The sequence below is a fragment of the Anaerosolibacter carboniphilus genome, from assembly GCF_014205875.1.
Taxonomy (GTDB): domain Bacteria; phylum Bacillota; class Clostridia; order Peptostreptococcales; family Thermotaleaceae; genus Anaerosolibacter; species Anaerosolibacter carboniphilus.
The window spans coordinates 1-13,970 of sequence record NZ_JACHEN010000059.1; the positions used below are offsets into that span (position 1 = coordinate 1).

17 protein-coding genes are annotated in these 13,970 nt (G+C 35.0%); 5 read left to right on the forward strand and 12 right to left on the reverse strand.

Features of this window, described 5'->3' with window-relative positions; all coding sequences use genetic code 11:
* Window positions 1–197 precede the first annotated feature (197 nt).
* On the reverse strand, window positions 198–731 hold the full coding sequence (locus HNQ80_RS25070; protein WP_184313920.1) for an ECF transporter S component: 534 nt from the start codon (window positions 729–731) through the stop codon (window positions 198–200).
* 136 nt (window positions 732–867) lie between these two features.
* Window positions 868–1,554: a Crp/Fnr family transcriptional regulator gene (locus HNQ80_RS25075; protein ID WP_184313922.1), complete on the reverse strand. Its 687-nt coding sequence runs from the start codon at window positions 1,552–1,554 to the stop codon at window positions 868–870.
* Window positions 1,555–1,744: 190 nt separating this feature from the next.
* On the opposite strand from HNQ80_RS25075, the gene HNQ80_RS25080 reads away from it, so the two are divergent.
* The 3 genes from HNQ80_RS25080 to HNQ80_RS25090 all read left to right on the forward strand — a co-directional run bounded on the left by HNQ80_RS25080 (window position 1,745) and on the right by HNQ80_RS25090 (window position 3,361).
* The gene (locus tag HNQ80_RS25080) at window positions 1,745–2,425 is read left to right on the forward strand and encodes an NAD(P)/FAD-dependent oxidoreductase (protein WP_184313924.1); all 681 of its coding nucleotides are present in this window, start codon (window positions 1,745–1,747) and stop codon (window positions 2,423–2,425) included.
* A 65-nt stretch (window positions 2,426–2,490) separates the two neighbouring features.
* Complete coding sequence (locus HNQ80_RS25085; protein ID WP_184313926.1) at window positions 2,491–3,153, forward strand: hypothetical protein; 663 nt, start codon at window positions 2,491–2,493, stop codon at window positions 3,151–3,153.
* 22 nt (window positions 3,154–3,175) lie between these two features.
* Window positions 3,176–3,361: a DUF1858 domain-containing protein gene (locus HNQ80_RS25090; protein ID WP_184313928.1), complete on the forward strand. Its 186-nt coding sequence runs from the start codon at window positions 3,176–3,178 to the stop codon at window positions 3,359–3,361.
* Window positions 3,362–3,416: 55 nt separating this feature from the next.
* Here the strand turns inward: HNQ80_RS25090 and HNQ80_RS25095 are convergent, their stop codons facing one another.
* The 5 genes from HNQ80_RS25095 to HNQ80_RS25115 all read right to left on the reverse strand — a co-directional run bounded on the left by HNQ80_RS25095 (window position 3,417) and on the right by HNQ80_RS25115 (window position 9,296).
* The gene (locus HNQ80_RS25095) at window positions 3,417–4,139 is read right to left on the reverse strand and encodes a Crp/Fnr family transcriptional regulator (protein ID WP_184313930.1); all 723 of its coding nucleotides are present in this window, start codon (window positions 4,137–4,139) and stop codon (window positions 3,417–3,419) included.
* Between the two features lie 90 nt (window positions 4,140–4,229).
* On the reverse strand, window positions 4,230–5,477 hold the full coding sequence (locus HNQ80_RS25100) for a tetratricopeptide repeat protein (RefSeq protein WP_184313932.1): 1,248 nt from the start codon (window positions 5,475–5,477) through the stop codon (window positions 4,230–4,232).
* Window positions 5,478–5,577: 100 nt separating this feature from the next.
* Window positions 5,578–6,225, reverse strand: coding sequence for a hypothetical protein (locus HNQ80_RS25105; RefSeq protein WP_184313934.1), 648 nt, complete (start codon window positions 6,223–6,225; stop codon window positions 5,578–5,580).
* A 29-nt stretch (window positions 6,226–6,254) separates the two neighbouring features.
* Window positions 6,255–8,444, reverse strand: coding sequence for an Eco57I restriction-modification methylase domain-containing protein (locus tag HNQ80_RS25110; protein WP_184313936.1), 2,190 nt, complete (start codon window positions 8,442–8,444; stop codon window positions 6,255–6,257).
* A 69-nt stretch (window positions 8,445–8,513) separates the two neighbouring features.
* Window positions 8,514–9,296 carry a carbon-nitrogen family hydrolase gene (locus tag HNQ80_RS25115; protein ID WP_184313938.1) on the reverse strand — a complete coding sequence of 261 codons (783 nt, stop codon included), beginning with the start codon at window positions 9,294–9,296 and terminating at the stop codon, window positions 8,514–8,516.
* A gap of 136 nt (window positions 9,297–9,432) precedes the next feature.
* Between HNQ80_RS25115 and HNQ80_RS25120 the strand changes: the two genes are divergently transcribed.
* On the forward strand, window positions 9,433–10,080 hold the full coding sequence (locus HNQ80_RS25120; protein WP_184313940.1) for a hypothetical protein: 648 nt from the start codon (window positions 9,433–9,435) through the stop codon (window positions 10,078–10,080).
* A 10-nt stretch (window positions 10,081–10,090) separates the two neighbouring features.
* Here HNQ80_RS25120 and HNQ80_RS25125 read toward each other — a convergent pair whose 3' ends face one another.
* The 5 genes from HNQ80_RS25125 to HNQ80_RS25145 all read right to left on the reverse strand — a co-directional run bounded on the left by HNQ80_RS25125 (window position 10,091) and on the right by HNQ80_RS25145 (window position 13,215).
* A complete protein-coding gene (locus tag HNQ80_RS25125) occupies window positions 10,091–10,684 on the reverse strand; it encodes a hypothetical protein (protein ID WP_184313942.1) in 594 nt (197 codons plus the stop codon).
* Window positions 10,685–10,804: 120 nt separating this feature from the next.
* On the reverse strand, window positions 10,805–11,239 hold the full coding sequence (locus HNQ80_RS25130) for a hypothetical protein (RefSeq protein ID WP_184313944.1): 435 nt from the start codon (window positions 11,237–11,239) through the stop codon (window positions 10,805–10,807).
* A 107-nt stretch (window positions 11,240–11,346) separates the two neighbouring features.
* Window positions 11,347–11,532, reverse strand: coding sequence for a DUF4177 domain-containing protein (locus HNQ80_RS25135; RefSeq protein ID WP_184313946.1), 186 nt, complete (start codon window positions 11,530–11,532; stop codon window positions 11,347–11,349).
* 15 nt (window positions 11,533–11,547) lie between these two features.
* Entirely contained in the window at window positions 11,548–12,483 is a 936-nt protein-coding gene (locus HNQ80_RS25140; RefSeq protein WP_184313948.1) for a hypothetical protein, read from the reverse strand.
* 135 nt (window positions 12,484–12,618) lie between these two features.
* Window positions 12,619–13,215 carry a hypothetical protein gene (locus HNQ80_RS25145; RefSeq protein WP_184313950.1) on the reverse strand — a complete coding sequence of 199 codons (597 nt, stop codon included), beginning with the start codon at window positions 13,213–13,215 and terminating at the stop codon, window positions 12,619–12,621.
* 168 nt (window positions 13,216–13,383) lie between these two features.
* Between HNQ80_RS25145 and HNQ80_RS25150 the strand changes: the two genes are divergently transcribed.
* Window positions 13,384–13,851, forward strand: coding sequence for a hypothetical protein (locus HNQ80_RS25150; RefSeq protein WP_184313952.1), 468 nt, complete (start codon window positions 13,384–13,386; stop codon window positions 13,849–13,851).
* The last annotated feature ends 119 nt before the right edge of the window (window positions 13,852–13,970 follow it).

Below are 13,970 nucleotides of genomic sequence, written 5' to 3' on the forward strand. Positions count from 1 at the left end.
TAGGCATCGAATGTTCAAACTACAAACTCAATAATAAAAAAAAGCTGTAGCTTTATGCTACAACTATATAGTACTAGGGGCGCCCATTGGGCGTCAACGATAGGTTCGTTGCCAAGCAGAACGGACGTGCACTGCACGCCCCTACGTTTGTGACGCAATATTTATTCCGTAATATAAAAGACTCCCCTAGGGAAGTCTTAATTATGACTGTATAAATCATGAAATATTTTTATCTTATCCAAGCTTAATAACAATGGCGCTGCCAATATTCCTCCACCGATGGCTTGCGTCATATTTGCCAAAACATTTAGTACGGCAGCCGCAAAACCATATAGCATCGTTTCATAGATTAGATACCCACCAACCATAATGGCGCCCCCAAGCGCAACAGATACAACAAAGCCAATAAGCTTTCTTACCAAAGATCCTTGTTCGCTTACTATTTTATGATAAATAAATCCAACTACCAAGGCATCTAAACCCTTGATGACAAAGGTCGCAGGTGCATACACTCCATAACCTAAGAAAAGATCTGCCAGCATAGATCCCACGGCTGCTGCAAAGCTTCCTGCTATAGGTCCTAGCAAAATACCACTTAAATAAACCATGCTATCTCCAATATGAATATATCCTTTCATAGGTGTAGGAATTTGAATCAGCATTGTTCCCACCAAGACAAGGGCTGCCATCAACCCTGAAAGAACCAATTTTTTAATACTCATCTTCCACATTGTACTGCTCCCCCTTAAGAATTGTATGTATGCTTCTCTTTATTATTATTATATCATCTCACTTAAATCAAGTAAATACTTACAAACGAATAATAAAAGAGAAGTATTGTACCGATACAATACTTCTCTTTTATATTTATGATTCTATCCAAGTTTTTAGTTTTTTCATGTTTTTTACAATGATTCTCTTTCCGCTAATATCAATAGATCCTTCTTTTTTAAATTGGCTTAATGCTCTACTCACGGTTTCTCTAGCCGTTCCTATCATGTTGGCTAATTCTTGTCTTGATAATTCTAATTTTAATTCAATCATATCATCTTTTTCTACACCATGTTCATGGGCAAGCTTAATAATCATTTGTGCAGTTCTTACATAGGTATCACTCAAAGCCATTTGCTTCAATTTCATTTGTGACATATATAATCTTTTGTTTAGGATTTTTATGATCTGTAGTGCCAAATCTGCATTCCGTTTTACCAACTCTTCTAGTTCTTTATTCATAATCATTCCAATGACCGCATCCTCAATAACTTCTGCAGTAGCAGGATACTGTACATCATTAAAAATGGTTACTTCTGCAAACACATCTCCATCTCCATAAATATTTAAAATCAACTCCCTGCCATCAGAAGAGGTCTTTGAAATCTTTACCTTGCCTGATTTGATAAAAAAAATCGCTTCTCCAGGATCTCCCTCCATAAAGATAATCGTTCCTTTTCTATATTTTTTCTCTACTGTAATTGTAGCAATTTTTTCAAGCGATTCATCACTTAAGTGAGCAAAAATTGGAATATGCTTTATTAATGCAGTATTTTTGTTCATTTTATCCCTCTTTCTTGAAAGTAATAAAGGTGCCTGTACCTATCATATACCCTATTCTGTATATTTTAAATAGTTTTGTGACAAAGTGATATATATCACATGAATTTGTGACTTAAATTGTTTTTTAGATATTTTTCCCATATTATAATAGACTTATCAAAAGATGATAACCCTATAAGGAGTGAAATAGATGGATGCGCCAAAATACGCCAATCTACAAAAAATAAGAAATGGCAACAAAACCTATGCTGTAACCCCACGGATTCCCGGAGGATTCATTAAACCTGATTTGCTCGTCAAAATCGCTGAAGTAGCCAAGAAGTATCAAGGCACCTTAAAAATCACATCTGGTCAACGGATTATGATCACCGGTCTGCAAGCTGAAGATGTGAATAAGGTCTGGGAAGAACTAGGCATGGAACCAGCAGTCTTATCTGCCTATTCCGTAAAAAATGTAGAGATGTGCCCTGCATCCTTCTGTAAGCGAGCAAAGCAAAATTCATTGAGGCTAGGCATGAAGCTTGAAAAGACCTTCTATGGTGCCTCTACTCCAAATCGTACCAAAATTGGTGTAGCTGGCTGTAGAAATGCATGCACCAGTGTCTACTCCAAGGATATTGGCGTGATTGCAGACGTAGACGGATATATCGTTACAGTAGGTGGTAGTGCTGGATTTCACCAAAGGCTATCTGATATTGTAACCGTGGGTTTGTCGGAGGATCATGCTTTTCTGCTTGTTAAGGTCATTGTGGACTACTACAATGAAAATGCTACTGCTGGAGAGAAATTAGGAGATTTCATCGACAAAATCACCTTTGCAAAGTTTCAACAGGATGTCATGGAACGATTTAAGAAAGAAAAAAACAAATAATGTGATTTAAATCATAGATCGTCCAAACTAAGGGAATTATAATTACAATAGAAGGAGGCATTACAATGAGTAGATTTTTAGGTCCTATACATCACTGGTTATTTAATAAAATTAAATTGCACGAAGCGCTTGAGGTTGAGTTAATCCAAGCCTACACTTCAAAGTATGGCGACGAAGTGAATACGATTGTAGAACAGGCTGCCAATAAATTTGGAGCTCCTCTGCCAGATGCACCTCTGGATCAATTAATTGATACAGATAATATTCACGGCTGGCTTCAAAGTAGAATCTCTATTGCCGAGACAAGACAGGCTGCTATTCTTACATCCGCGTTTCAAAGCTATGGCCAAGAATCAATAGAAATGGCCATGAACTTATATAAGCAACAAGGTGTTCAATCGGGTACTGATGCAAAATCAAAAGGTCAGGTTGAAAGTGCACCAGCAATTTATAAGGCTCTCAATAATTATATATTGGATGGTATGCCTTGTGATAATGTAAATAACGTAACAATTGCCGAACCTGACCATGTGGAGTGGAAAAATATCCAGTGCCTCCACAAAGGTTATTGGGAGGCCGTCGGCGCCGATATTGAAGTATTTTATCAATTAAGAGCTCAGTGGACGAAGGCTTTTGTAGAAAATGCGAATGAAGCGTTTACTTACAAGGTAAACACTGCAGATTTTAATGGTACAACTGGATTTGTTCATCAAATTTTGAAAAAATAAAAGAGTATATGGAGGAATCAATATGAAAATTACAAGGGAAACATTAATAAGCGATGCATTACGATTAAATCCAAAGGCTGCAGAAATTCTTATGCGTCATGGTATGGGATGCCTAGGATGCCCATCATCCCAAATGGAGAGCTTGGCTCAGGCCGCTGATATCCATGGCATCGATCTGAATGCTCTTCTCGAAGAACTAAACAAATAGCAAAAATGAAATACTCCTAGAGCTGTATATCTAGGAGTATTTCACTTTTATAAATTTATAAGTATGCCTTCAAAGCCTCTTCATCTAGAATAATGATCTTTTTGATTCCTTTGACCCTTAAAATACCCTCTTCCTGCATCTTTCCTAGTTTTCTACTGATCGTCTCCCGTGTAACACCAATATAATTTGCTATCTCCTCTCGGCTTAAGGGCAATTCTATTTCCTTAATATTTCCTCTACTCCTTGTATACTCTGGTATGAGCTCTAAAAGAAATGTGGCAATTCTAGCTTCAATATCCTTTGTACCTAAACTCTGGATCAATGTCTCCATCTTAATCAATCGCTCTCCCATGACTTGTAAAACCTTCATAGAAATCTCAGGACGCTTGCTCAGTATCATTTCAAAATTGTTCTTTGTCAAAACGCAAGCGTTTACATCCTCAAGAGCTTCCACATTAAACGTCAGTTTCTCGCTTTGAAACAAGCTTAACTCCCCGAAGATATCTCCTTCCGATAATATATATAGAATTTGTTCCTTCCCTTCTTTTGTGTATTTAAAAACTTTTACCTTTCCCTGATTTATAATAAACAGGCTTTCCATTCGGTCACCCTCAAAGAAGAGAATCTCGCCCTTTTTGTACTTTTTATTTATTTTTAGACTATTTATTTCAGCCAGCTCCTCCTGGGACAATGTTGAAAATATAGGAACTTTGCTGGCGCAAAATTTATGGCTACATTTCCCACAGTTGCATCCCTTTGCATTCCTTTCTAACCCCACAATTTCATCCCCTTTCCTCTTTTTATATATTTTACCCTAAAAATAACATACATAACAAAATGACCTCCAGATAAGAGGTCATTTTTAAAGTCAGTCATGAATTCTATTTAATTCCTCGATGGCATCATATACAGGCTGATAATTAGGCACTAACTTTCTTGCTCGATACAGATGCCACTTTGCTTTATCAAATCTACGAGTATATAAATAAATCAAACCAAGGTTATGGTGTCCATACCCATTCTCAGGATGTAAACTCACAAGCTGCTCTGCATATCTTTGGGCTATGGTATATTGTTTTAAATCTTCACCAAATAATTTTGATAGATTTAACAATGCTGCTGGATCTTCAGTATCATATTTTAGCAATTGTTTATTATATCTTATGGCTTTTCGGATTTGCCCTAAATGTTGATAGCAAATGGCCAAGCTATAATAAATATCCGTTTTGATTTCTTCCAAATCTTGTGATCGGATCCTAATGGCCCGTTGATAGCAACCGATTGCCTCTTCGTGGCGGTCTAATTCGTATAAAATGTCGCCTTTAAGCTTCCAATTCATCGATATTCTTGGATTTTCTTCAATTTTTTCATTCAGATATTCCATAGCCGTATCAAGATAACCTTCATTTAAATATGCGGCCAGCAGATTATTACTGAGATACTGGTCTTGGGGATTAATCTTCAATCCATCCTTGCATATGCCTATGGCCTCCTCGCTCAACCCATTCAAAATCAAAAAGCTGCTCATGTTCAAATAGGCCTCTGAGGATTCAGGCTGCAATAACGCTTGTGCTTTAAGATGTTTCAAGCTTTTTATAAGATCACCTTTGGCTTCATAATAATAAGCAATATCCTCAAAAATGTAATATCGTTTATATTTCTTTAGAAAGTAGGGGTTATACTTATAGATGTACCGCAATGCAACCTCTGCCACATCTACTCTTCCCTGTCGAAAATGGAGCTGAACTTCTCTAAAAAATAATTTCCAGGCACTGGAGTCATGAGATACGCTCGCTAGTCGATATTTCTCTATCCAAAGCTCCACCATTTGCTTTCTACTAGCTAATTGCTTTGGAAAAAAAACTCGATCACCGATCCAATAAGAAGGTATGATTTTTTCAATATCCTTCTGTAAATCCTCATCTCGGGTACTTGGGCGGGGATATAAAAGTACCCAAAATCCTGGAATACCTTTATATGATTTTCTGTATTGGATCTTTTGCAGACGTTTCTCTCCACTTTTTCCTTTTTCCTCTGGGAGCTGCATATCTAGTACTTTCTCCATATAGTCATCCCTCAACTGCTCTGTCGGAAAAAAAACATACAGTTTATGCAAAATATAGCACCCCTTTCTGTTAAGGGACTATATAGTCAATTCCTTTAACATTCCTTATTCCAATACATAATATTCTTTCATTTATGAACGGTGATGATATTTAATGATCATTAAGTGTATTTTTTATTTTTTTATCTACTATATGCAAAGCATTTTCGATTTTCAAATGGGCCATCCTAAGCTCCTTGCGAATCTGCTCCAGAAATTCCTCCCCTTCTGTTCCGTCACTAACTCTGCCTAAGTACTGATTCAGACTGATCTGATTGTCCTCTTCTTCTATCAATGATTTTAGTTTTTCATAGGTAAACATACGATATATCTTTTTTCCTTTTACGAGAACAGTAATTCCGCTGACAAGCAGCCTATTTACAATTCTTTGTGTTTTCTCCAAACCTTCCTTTTCGATCATCTTAATTTCATTCTCATTGGTAATTCGGCCAATCAAAGTCCCACTGACATACATAAAATAATTTTCATCCAGAGTGATTTCCTGTTCCTTATTCAAACGAATAAACTTATAGTCCGAGGCATTGATTTTTCTATTCTTATTGAAGGCCAAAAGATATGTTTCTTTGATACTCCAATCCATATTTTTAATCTCAATCAGTTCTCCATTGGCATGAACATAGGTTGTATCTTCCTTGAGATACTCGTGGATTCGAAGCTTTTCAATACATCTTTTTTCCAAGTTGATAATGATGTCTCCTTTTTCTTCCTCAATACACTTACCTAACACATAGAAACGCATGGGCTATCCTCCCCTCTTGAAACTGGACTTTATTTTCTTTTCAACTCCCTATCATATAGTGATTCAATTAGCTGTCTCTCTTCCGCTGCTAGATCATACAAATCATATATTATCTGATCTAAGATAGCTTGTTTCTCCGACTCTTCGCCATATTGAATCATATCATCTACAAGGCTTGTAACTCTAGCTTTTGTTTCCTCTGGAATATTTATTTGAATGGGTAACTCCTTCAGCGGATTGGAATATAGCTCCAACTGTTCACCCTTTCTCTTACCGTTATTGTACAACCAGAAATACATTAATTTCGAGTTAAGCTGACCTAATATTAGCTTTAGGCTTATGCTGGGTATCCTTGGTGTAATGAAATATACATCGGCACTGGCATACCATGGGCCATTATGATAGGCAAACCTGTTCTCTCGACCTCGATGAGGTACAATAATTTTTTCCCCCTCGAAAATCCCCTGATTTCTTGGCCATTGAAGGGCGTACCATGGTCTGAGACCTCTCAATGTCTCCCTCCTTTGATCAAGGATATCCTTGTATTTATATAGATGTCTAGAAACAAAAATATTTAGTATCTCTACTGGAAAATTTTCGTTGGATATATACAGTATATATTTATCTGTAGATGCCTTAACACCATATTTTTTGATATCGCTATTCTTGAACATGGGCTTTAACTCACTATATATATTAAACCCAAGTCTCTCAGCTTCCAGCTTTGATAAAACAAAAATACCTTCACCAATAGCATACTTGTGGGTTTCTGCTGCTTCAGCAGATATTTTTTTTATCAACATTTCCTTAGTAATCTTATCAGCACCGCTGACAATACCTTGATTCACAAAGCATAGCTCTCCGAGGGTATGATCTTTATATTTATGAATTTTGTCCAATAGGGAAAGATCTTCTTGATCAGCATTGATATTAATATGTCCTTTTTCATTGTAAAGCCGTTCTTGATTTTCCAAGATATAGTTGCTGATCATATTCGCTTCTAGATGGCGATTGTTTAAGATTGTCTCCACATTCATCTCATGAAGATTTTTACCTAAAAAACAGCGAATAGCTACAGGACTTCTTAAATCTCTTTCTTTGGTTATTAAAAAAATAATATTATGCTGTCCCTTCGCCGATTTGAAAATTTCAAAATGATTAAAATTGATTATCTCCCTAAAGGTACAATGATCCTTCATATATTTTCGCAATTTTACAGCCCCATCGGCAGTTACAAAATAATTTGTAGTAATAAAACACAATATTCCTTGTTTTTTTAATAACTCCATACCTCTATATATGAAAAAATAAAAGTAATCCATCTTTCCTTCATAATACGTCATGCCAAAGACTGTCGTTTTGATTTGATCGAAAATCGCTTTATTTCCTTTTTCTCCAAGGTAAGGTGGATTCCCGATAACAATATCAAAACCGCCACGTTCCAACATCACATTTTTGAATATGCTATTATTGGATAACCATTCTGTGGTAAGGCTATCACTACTAATTATATTTATTTGGAGTGCTGTCTCCCTTTCATACTTATTCTTTTCGTATACTAGGGAAAATAATGTCATTCTTAGCAGCATTACTGGATAAACTTGCACATCTATGGCAAACAACATATTTTCAACGATGTATTTTTTGATGGAAAAATCGGAAATCACCTCTTCTAACTGAATATATAACTGCCTCATTAACTTAAAAAGAATGTTAAAGCTCTGAAGAATAAATATTCCTGTACCACAGGCTATATCAACCAATTTTACACTTTTTAAAGCTGTCAATATTTCCATCAAAAATACAGCATCAACGCAGCGCTCTCCCTCTAAAATATTGTCTATTGTTTCTTCTTCAATACCCGTTTCTTTGTGCAGATATGCACCAATGGACCGTTTGATCATATAATTGCTGATATAATCGGGTGTGTAATAACTCCCAGTTTGCTCTCGTAAAGTGCTGCTCAAATAATTTTCATATCCAGCTACGATATCTATAATTTTCAAATCATCATACCTAATAGCTAGATCCATAAGTTCATTAGCCTCTATCTCAAAAGGCTCTAAATCCTTAAACAGATCATTTAATGCCCCATCTCCATAATCACGGATAAATTGCAGCATAAAAATCTGTACTATCGAACGTTCCTTGGATAAATCAAGATTTTCAACATCCTTTAATAGTTTTTGTAGACGCTCTTCTGTATTTTTATCAATCATTTTTCCCCACCCATATTCCAGAATCAATATAATATAGGAAGGTGTGCTAAACACCTTCCCTATTTTTCGTTACAGTTCATATGCCTCAATATTTCTATCTGAAAAGCATGGTATTTTTGTTCTTATGCGATCCACCAAATCCATATCAATTTCCACGTGCACGATTTGCTCCTGATCATCTGATTCAACCAAAATCTTGCCCCATGGATCTACGACAAGGCTTTTTCCCGGGAAATCTGCTTTAAATTCACTGCCAATTCTGTTGACTGCTACCACATACATTTGATTTTCTATCGCTCGTGCAATCACCAGAGCTTTCCAATGTTCAATTCTGGTCTCCGGCCATTGGGCAGGTATGAACAATACTTTAGCACCCTTTAATGCTACTGTTCGTGCCAATTCAGGAAATCTTATGTCATAACAGATAATCGCTCCGCAGATTACTTCGTCCAAACGAAATACTTCAGTTGATTTTCCTGCTGTTAGAAACTCATGCTCTCTGGCTTGTTGAATCAAATGGGCTTTATCATAATGGGATTTTACGTTTCCATCTCGATCAAAAACATAGAGTCTATTATGCACCAGATCCCCATGAACATCTGCAACTGAGCCAGCTACAATGTTTATATGATATTTTTTCGCCAGATTTCCGATTATTGTTTTCGTGGGTTCTCCGCTCTTATCAGCAATCTCATGGAGATTTTTCAAACTAAAACTTGTATTCCACATTTCTGGAAGAACAATAATATCTGGTTGACCTTGCGCTGCTTTCTCAATCATCTCCACCATTTTTTTTCGATTTGTTTCAGGGTTTCCAAATTCTATATTCACTTGAATCATAGCTATCTTCATATATTTTAGCTCCTTTCTACTGATCTTCATTAACACCGTGATTGACAAAATGCAAAAAAATCTCAAAATCTATGTTTGTTTTTTTATTTTTAGCCGATATATAAGTTATAGAACCCATTGGAAGGAGGGTAAAATAATGACTTCAAAACGAGTTTCCTCCGTAAGCAAATCAAGAATTTATACCATGTATGTAGACCGTAATACTCAAGTTAATAATATTCAACGGATAAGTTCCATTGACAGAATCAACAAAACGGCTAATGAAAGCTTTCATAACTCCGATAACGTGTTATTAGGCACTTCAAATTTCTATGATAGCTTAAAAAAGCTCAAAGAACAATATCTGACCTTTTATAAGGTAGAGAAAGAATTAGAAGATGCCCTTGAAGAATTCACCCATAGGGAAGATCCTGATCAAATCAAAATTATAGAAAACCTCATTCAGAAATACAATCATGCCATTGATTCTTTGAAAGCGCTAGATAGCTATTTGGGAACCAATCACTGCAAGAATATCCATGACATTCTTCTCGTTTATCGGGGTTCCATGAATAAAATAGGCATTATCATCGACAGAGACTACCATCTATCTCTTCAGAAGCAAAAACTTATCCAGGCTGTCAAAATTAACAATCAATCCATTGAATTCCTATTCAATACAAAGAACGGTCTGGTTCGAAAGCTCTACAATGCATTCCGAGATATTAAGATTCCTTCTTCTCATCACGGAAAATATAACCTCAATCATTCTAGTTCCACTTCTATTATTGATAAAAAACTCTAATGATTGTTTATTATTTTGTTCTATATTTAATCCTATCTCCTAAATCAATATAGGGAATTTTATATTGCTCCATCATCGTTTTTAAAGCTATTCTTCTCTCGTTTGCTGTAGTCTGAAATTCTTTAAGATATACTTGTGCTTTTTCAATGCTTCTTGCGTCATCATGATTCTGGGCAAATTCCATTTCAATCATAGCAGATTTTATCATCTTCAATTCCTCCATAAACAATATATGAGATTCCATCACTTGGGAACTGGCGGGGATATTTATGCTCATCATCATAAGTTCATCAATCACCATCATATTTTGATCTAAGGAGTCCAAATCCCCGTCTTTGCCTTTAGAATATCTATGAATCCAGTTAATACTCTCCTTTGATATAGGATACATTTTCTCTTCTAAAGACTGAATTTGCTCTAGATATTTAAATATTTCTTGTTTCTTGGTATTTAGGGTCATATAGTGGTTGATCAGAGGATTTCTACTTCCTAAAAAGATACCTAACATCATCATAAGTCCTAATAAGATTCCATAGAGAAATATGTTTGTCCTAAATATTTTCGTTTTTTTGCCTAATGGCTTTTCGCCTTTCAATTCTGCCATTTTGATCACCCTTTTTAGTATTTCTCCATTATATTAGTTCTATATCATCCAACCAATTCCTCTCTATATATCATAGATTAATGAAAAAACTCGACATCGTCGAGTTTTTGTAAAAATATATTAATGAATTTTTTTCAAATACATCCCATCGCCAACTTTTTTCACACCATCAATCTCTTGAATCAATCGATCTACAATAAGATCCATATCCTTATAGTGGATATCTATTCCTTTTTTCTTCAAATATTTCATGATTGTTAGCAATCGAATAGGATAATCACACGGATTTTTAAAATATGGATGCTTCTCAATACTTTTCTTGATTGCATTTTCATCAATATCATATATTTGGACTACTTTTTCCATATCCATATTTCCCTCTAACCTATGAATATATTGATCAATCTGGCTCGTAGATTTGTTATATTTCTTTAAGAACTTCTTTAAGTCCCGCAAAAATCTCAAATCATTCTTCGCTTCCTCTAGATAGACATGTAAATCAAAATTCGTCTCTTCGTCACGCGAATCTACCAGATCTGATAATGCTGTTTGCATAAGATTATTTTTTCCCCCTTTGGATACTGTTCATTACAATTTCTTATCTTATATTTTACAAGTTTTTGTTTTTTCTGTCAAATTCATTATAAATAGGCCTTATTTTATCAAGCTTGTTTCTCCCTCTTTAAAATACAGCAAATGGTCCTTCCATTTACAGTTGGTGCGCTGGTTGCCAGCTCCCATCCTTCTTCACCAAATTTATTTAATTCATCCTCATCTTCTTTACTAAGTACCAAGTTGGTAACTCCCTTTGCTTTAAAGTTCAATATTTTATATTCCCATTTTTTCATTCTTTCATCTCCTTTTTAAACAAGATCATCCATGGTTAGTATCTCATCTTTAAAATGCTTTCCATTTTCCCCTAATATCATTTCAATTATTTCCTTCGCTTTATTGCGATCTTCTTCTGAGGTACATTCCAATTCTAATCTATTATTCTTTAAAACCATTTCACATAGGATTCTCTTATTGCGCATCATTTTGAAATATAAGGTGCCTCGATCCTCATCATCTAACATGATTTCTTTATGGGCTAAGAGAACTTTTTTAATATTACGGGTATCTTGGATCAAATACACACTTTGCCATACATAATATAGATCGTCACCTTCTTTGTCGTTCTGTATTGTCAATTCTTCAATAATTCCTAGGTGCTTATGAAGTACTTCACTGTGACCTTTGAGGTATGACTTCCAACTGGTATAACGATTCTTCTTTTTAAAATCCTCAAAACCTTCCAGCATACTTCTTTCGATAGTTATTTTAAAAACGCCAGGGATATACTGCTTGTTTCCTGCCAGCCAATATTGATCCCCAATGCCCACGATCCTACCCATAACCAATTCCTTATCCTGAATATCCCGAATGTTTTCATGAGGTACACTGTAAATTTCCTTACTAAAAATGTCCTTGATCTTAACATACCCATTCTGTGCTTCAACTACCTCATAAATGCTTAGGTATGTATCTAATAACTGATGAATAAAATCAGCTTCCTCCTTTGGTAAAGCGCCTAGAGATACAATATAATACTTTTCAAGAAAACTTTGTCCATCCTTTAGCTTGTAATCATACATTAGCCATGAATTAAAATCTAGGTGCAGCTCACTGTTCATTTCCCCTTGTCCAACAAAACTATAAAAATAGTCTCTGGCAGTCTCAATTTCTTCTTCAAAAGATGGTGAGGATAAAAAGGATAATACATCATCCTCAATCTTTAATTCTAGATCTTCAAAGTTCATTTATTTCTCTCCTCTTCATTTATCACAATAATTTTTCCAATTTTTATATTATAATACCATTATATCCATTTATCAATCAGAACAAAAGCATTTCATCCTCTGAAATCTTATGAATAGGCCAGGCAAACGCCTGGCCTATAGCAATACATTCTTTTTTTCGAGCTTCAATATATAAGTTAGTGCTGGGGCATCCTTATGAAACGCTTCCAACCTCATGATCTCTCGATCCTCCAGCGTATATAATCTGTTGAATAACTGAATAATATCCTCTCTTCTCAAATCGCCAAAAGTAACAGCCGAAAATTTTTCAATAATGAGATCTGCTAGTTCCTTATCGATGCCAAATATATCATAATCACTCTTCTTGAATATTCCTCGAATAGAGACATTTTCGTCCCCTTGCAAATCTAACAATCCAATATGATAAAGAATATCAAAATCTTTTCCCAAATTTTTTACAAAATCCCTCCATTTTTCTAGCCCTTTTTCATTTAATTTGTCATGACCTAAGCCACGATCCTCAATCAAACGCATTAATACAATTTTTGCACAATGATTAAGGCAGGATTTATATAGGAATAGTTTACACCATTCTTCTTCCTCTATATTCATATTCAATCGACTGTCAATTCTCATCTTCTTTAGAATGCCACGATTTTCATAACTATACTTCACAATGAAATGATCCATAAATTCTGAAAGCTTTTCATATAATTCTTGCAGTTTATCCATATTCTCCTCCCCCCTAATCCGTATTGCTTTACTATATAATATTCTGCCTGTCTATATATGTGTATTTTGTCGATTACTTTACTTTTTTCATTAAATTCTCTTTTCTAGACATGCATAAATATTGTATAATGAGATGAACTCATCTAACCATTAGCTAGGAGGATCACAGTGTGCAAAGTCATTGAGCTAGATAAATATAAAAAAAATCAAACCCGCAAGGATTGGCGAAACATTCCATTATATGGACCTGTTTGGTTTTATGAATTGAATGATGGAATAAAACAACTTGCACGAAAAGATGCTGCAATAATCGTTCAAAATATTAAAGAGCACTTATCCTGTGAATATTATCATTTTTTAGAAGCAAATAGCCTTGATAGTAAACAATATACCATAGAACAATACATTGCCCAACATATCAATGTAAATGACCCCTTTTCTATATCCCATAGTATTCAGTTTTCTAGGGGAGCAAACCTAAAGATTATCTCTGAGAATGATTGGAATAATATCTCTGACATGATTATCCGAATCAGTATACTGGATTATTATAATCTTCTACCGGTGGAAGTGGAACCAGTGGATTTGGTTAGTCGATATTTTTGGGATAGCATAAAAATTGATATATCCAAATAAAATATAAAAGGCACACGCAGTGTGCCTGAGGTTGATTACAAACCACCAGATTTTATCTATCTGGTGGTTTTCTTAATTTCTAGTAATTGATAATTTTTTCGTTTGGATCAAAAAAATAA

What these genes read in the sequence shown, in the direction of transcription:
- HNQ80_RS25125 (WP_184313942.1), bottom strand. Translation starts at nt 10,684, where the DNA reads ATGGCAGAATTGAAAGGCGAAAAGCCATTAGGCAAAAAAACGAAAATA.
- HNQ80_RS25140 (WP_184313948.1), bottom strand. Translation starts at nt 12,483, where the DNA reads ATGAACTTTGAAGATCTAGAATTAAAGATTGAGGATGATGTATTATCC.
- HNQ80_RS25130 (WP_184313944.1), bottom strand. Translation starts at nt 11,239, where the DNA reads ATGCAAACAGCATTATCAGATCTGGTAGATTCGCGTGACGAAGAGACG.
- HNQ80_RS25075 (WP_184313922.1), bottom strand. Translation starts at nt 1,554, where the DNA reads ATGAACAAAAATACTGCATTAATAAAGCATATTCCAATTTTTGCTCAC.
- HNQ80_RS25105 (WP_184313934.1), bottom strand. Translation starts at nt 6,225, where the DNA reads ATGCGTTTCTATGTGTTAGGTAAGTGTATTGAGGAAGAAAAAGGAGAC.
- HNQ80_RS25070 (WP_184313920.1), bottom strand. Translation starts at nt 731, where the DNA reads ATGTGGAAGATGAGTATTAAAAAATTGGTTCTTTCAGGGTTGATGGCA.
- HNQ80_RS25120 (WP_184313940.1), top strand. Translation starts at nt 9,433, where the DNA reads ATGACTTCAAAACGAGTTTCCTCCGTAAGCAAATCAAGAATTTATACC.
- HNQ80_RS25110 (WP_184313936.1), bottom strand. Translation starts at nt 8,444, where the DNA reads ATGATTGATAAAAATACAGAAGAGCGTCTACAAAAACTATTAAAGGAT.
- HNQ80_RS25115 (WP_184313938.1), bottom strand. Translation starts at nt 9,296, where the DNA reads ATGAAGATAGCTATGATTCAAGTGAATATAGAATTTGGAAACCCTGAA.
- HNQ80_RS25085 (WP_184313926.1), top strand. Translation starts at nt 2,491, where the DNA reads ATGAGTAGATTTTTAGGTCCTATACATCACTGGTTATTTAATAAAATT.
- HNQ80_RS25090 (WP_184313928.1), top strand. Translation starts at nt 3,176, where the DNA reads ATGAAAATTACAAGGGAAACATTAATAAGCGATGCATTACGATTAAAT.
- HNQ80_RS25135 (WP_184313946.1), bottom strand. Translation starts at nt 11,532, where the DNA reads ATGAAAAAATGGGAATATAAAATATTGAACTTTAAAGCAAAGGGAGTT.
- HNQ80_RS25145 (WP_184313950.1), bottom strand. Translation starts at nt 13,215, where the DNA reads ATGGATAAACTGCAAGAATTATATGAAAAGCTTTCAGAATTTATGGAT.
- HNQ80_RS25080 (WP_184313924.1), top strand. Translation starts at nt 1,745, where the DNA reads ATGGATGCGCCAAAATACGCCAATCTACAAAAAATAAGAAATGGCAAC.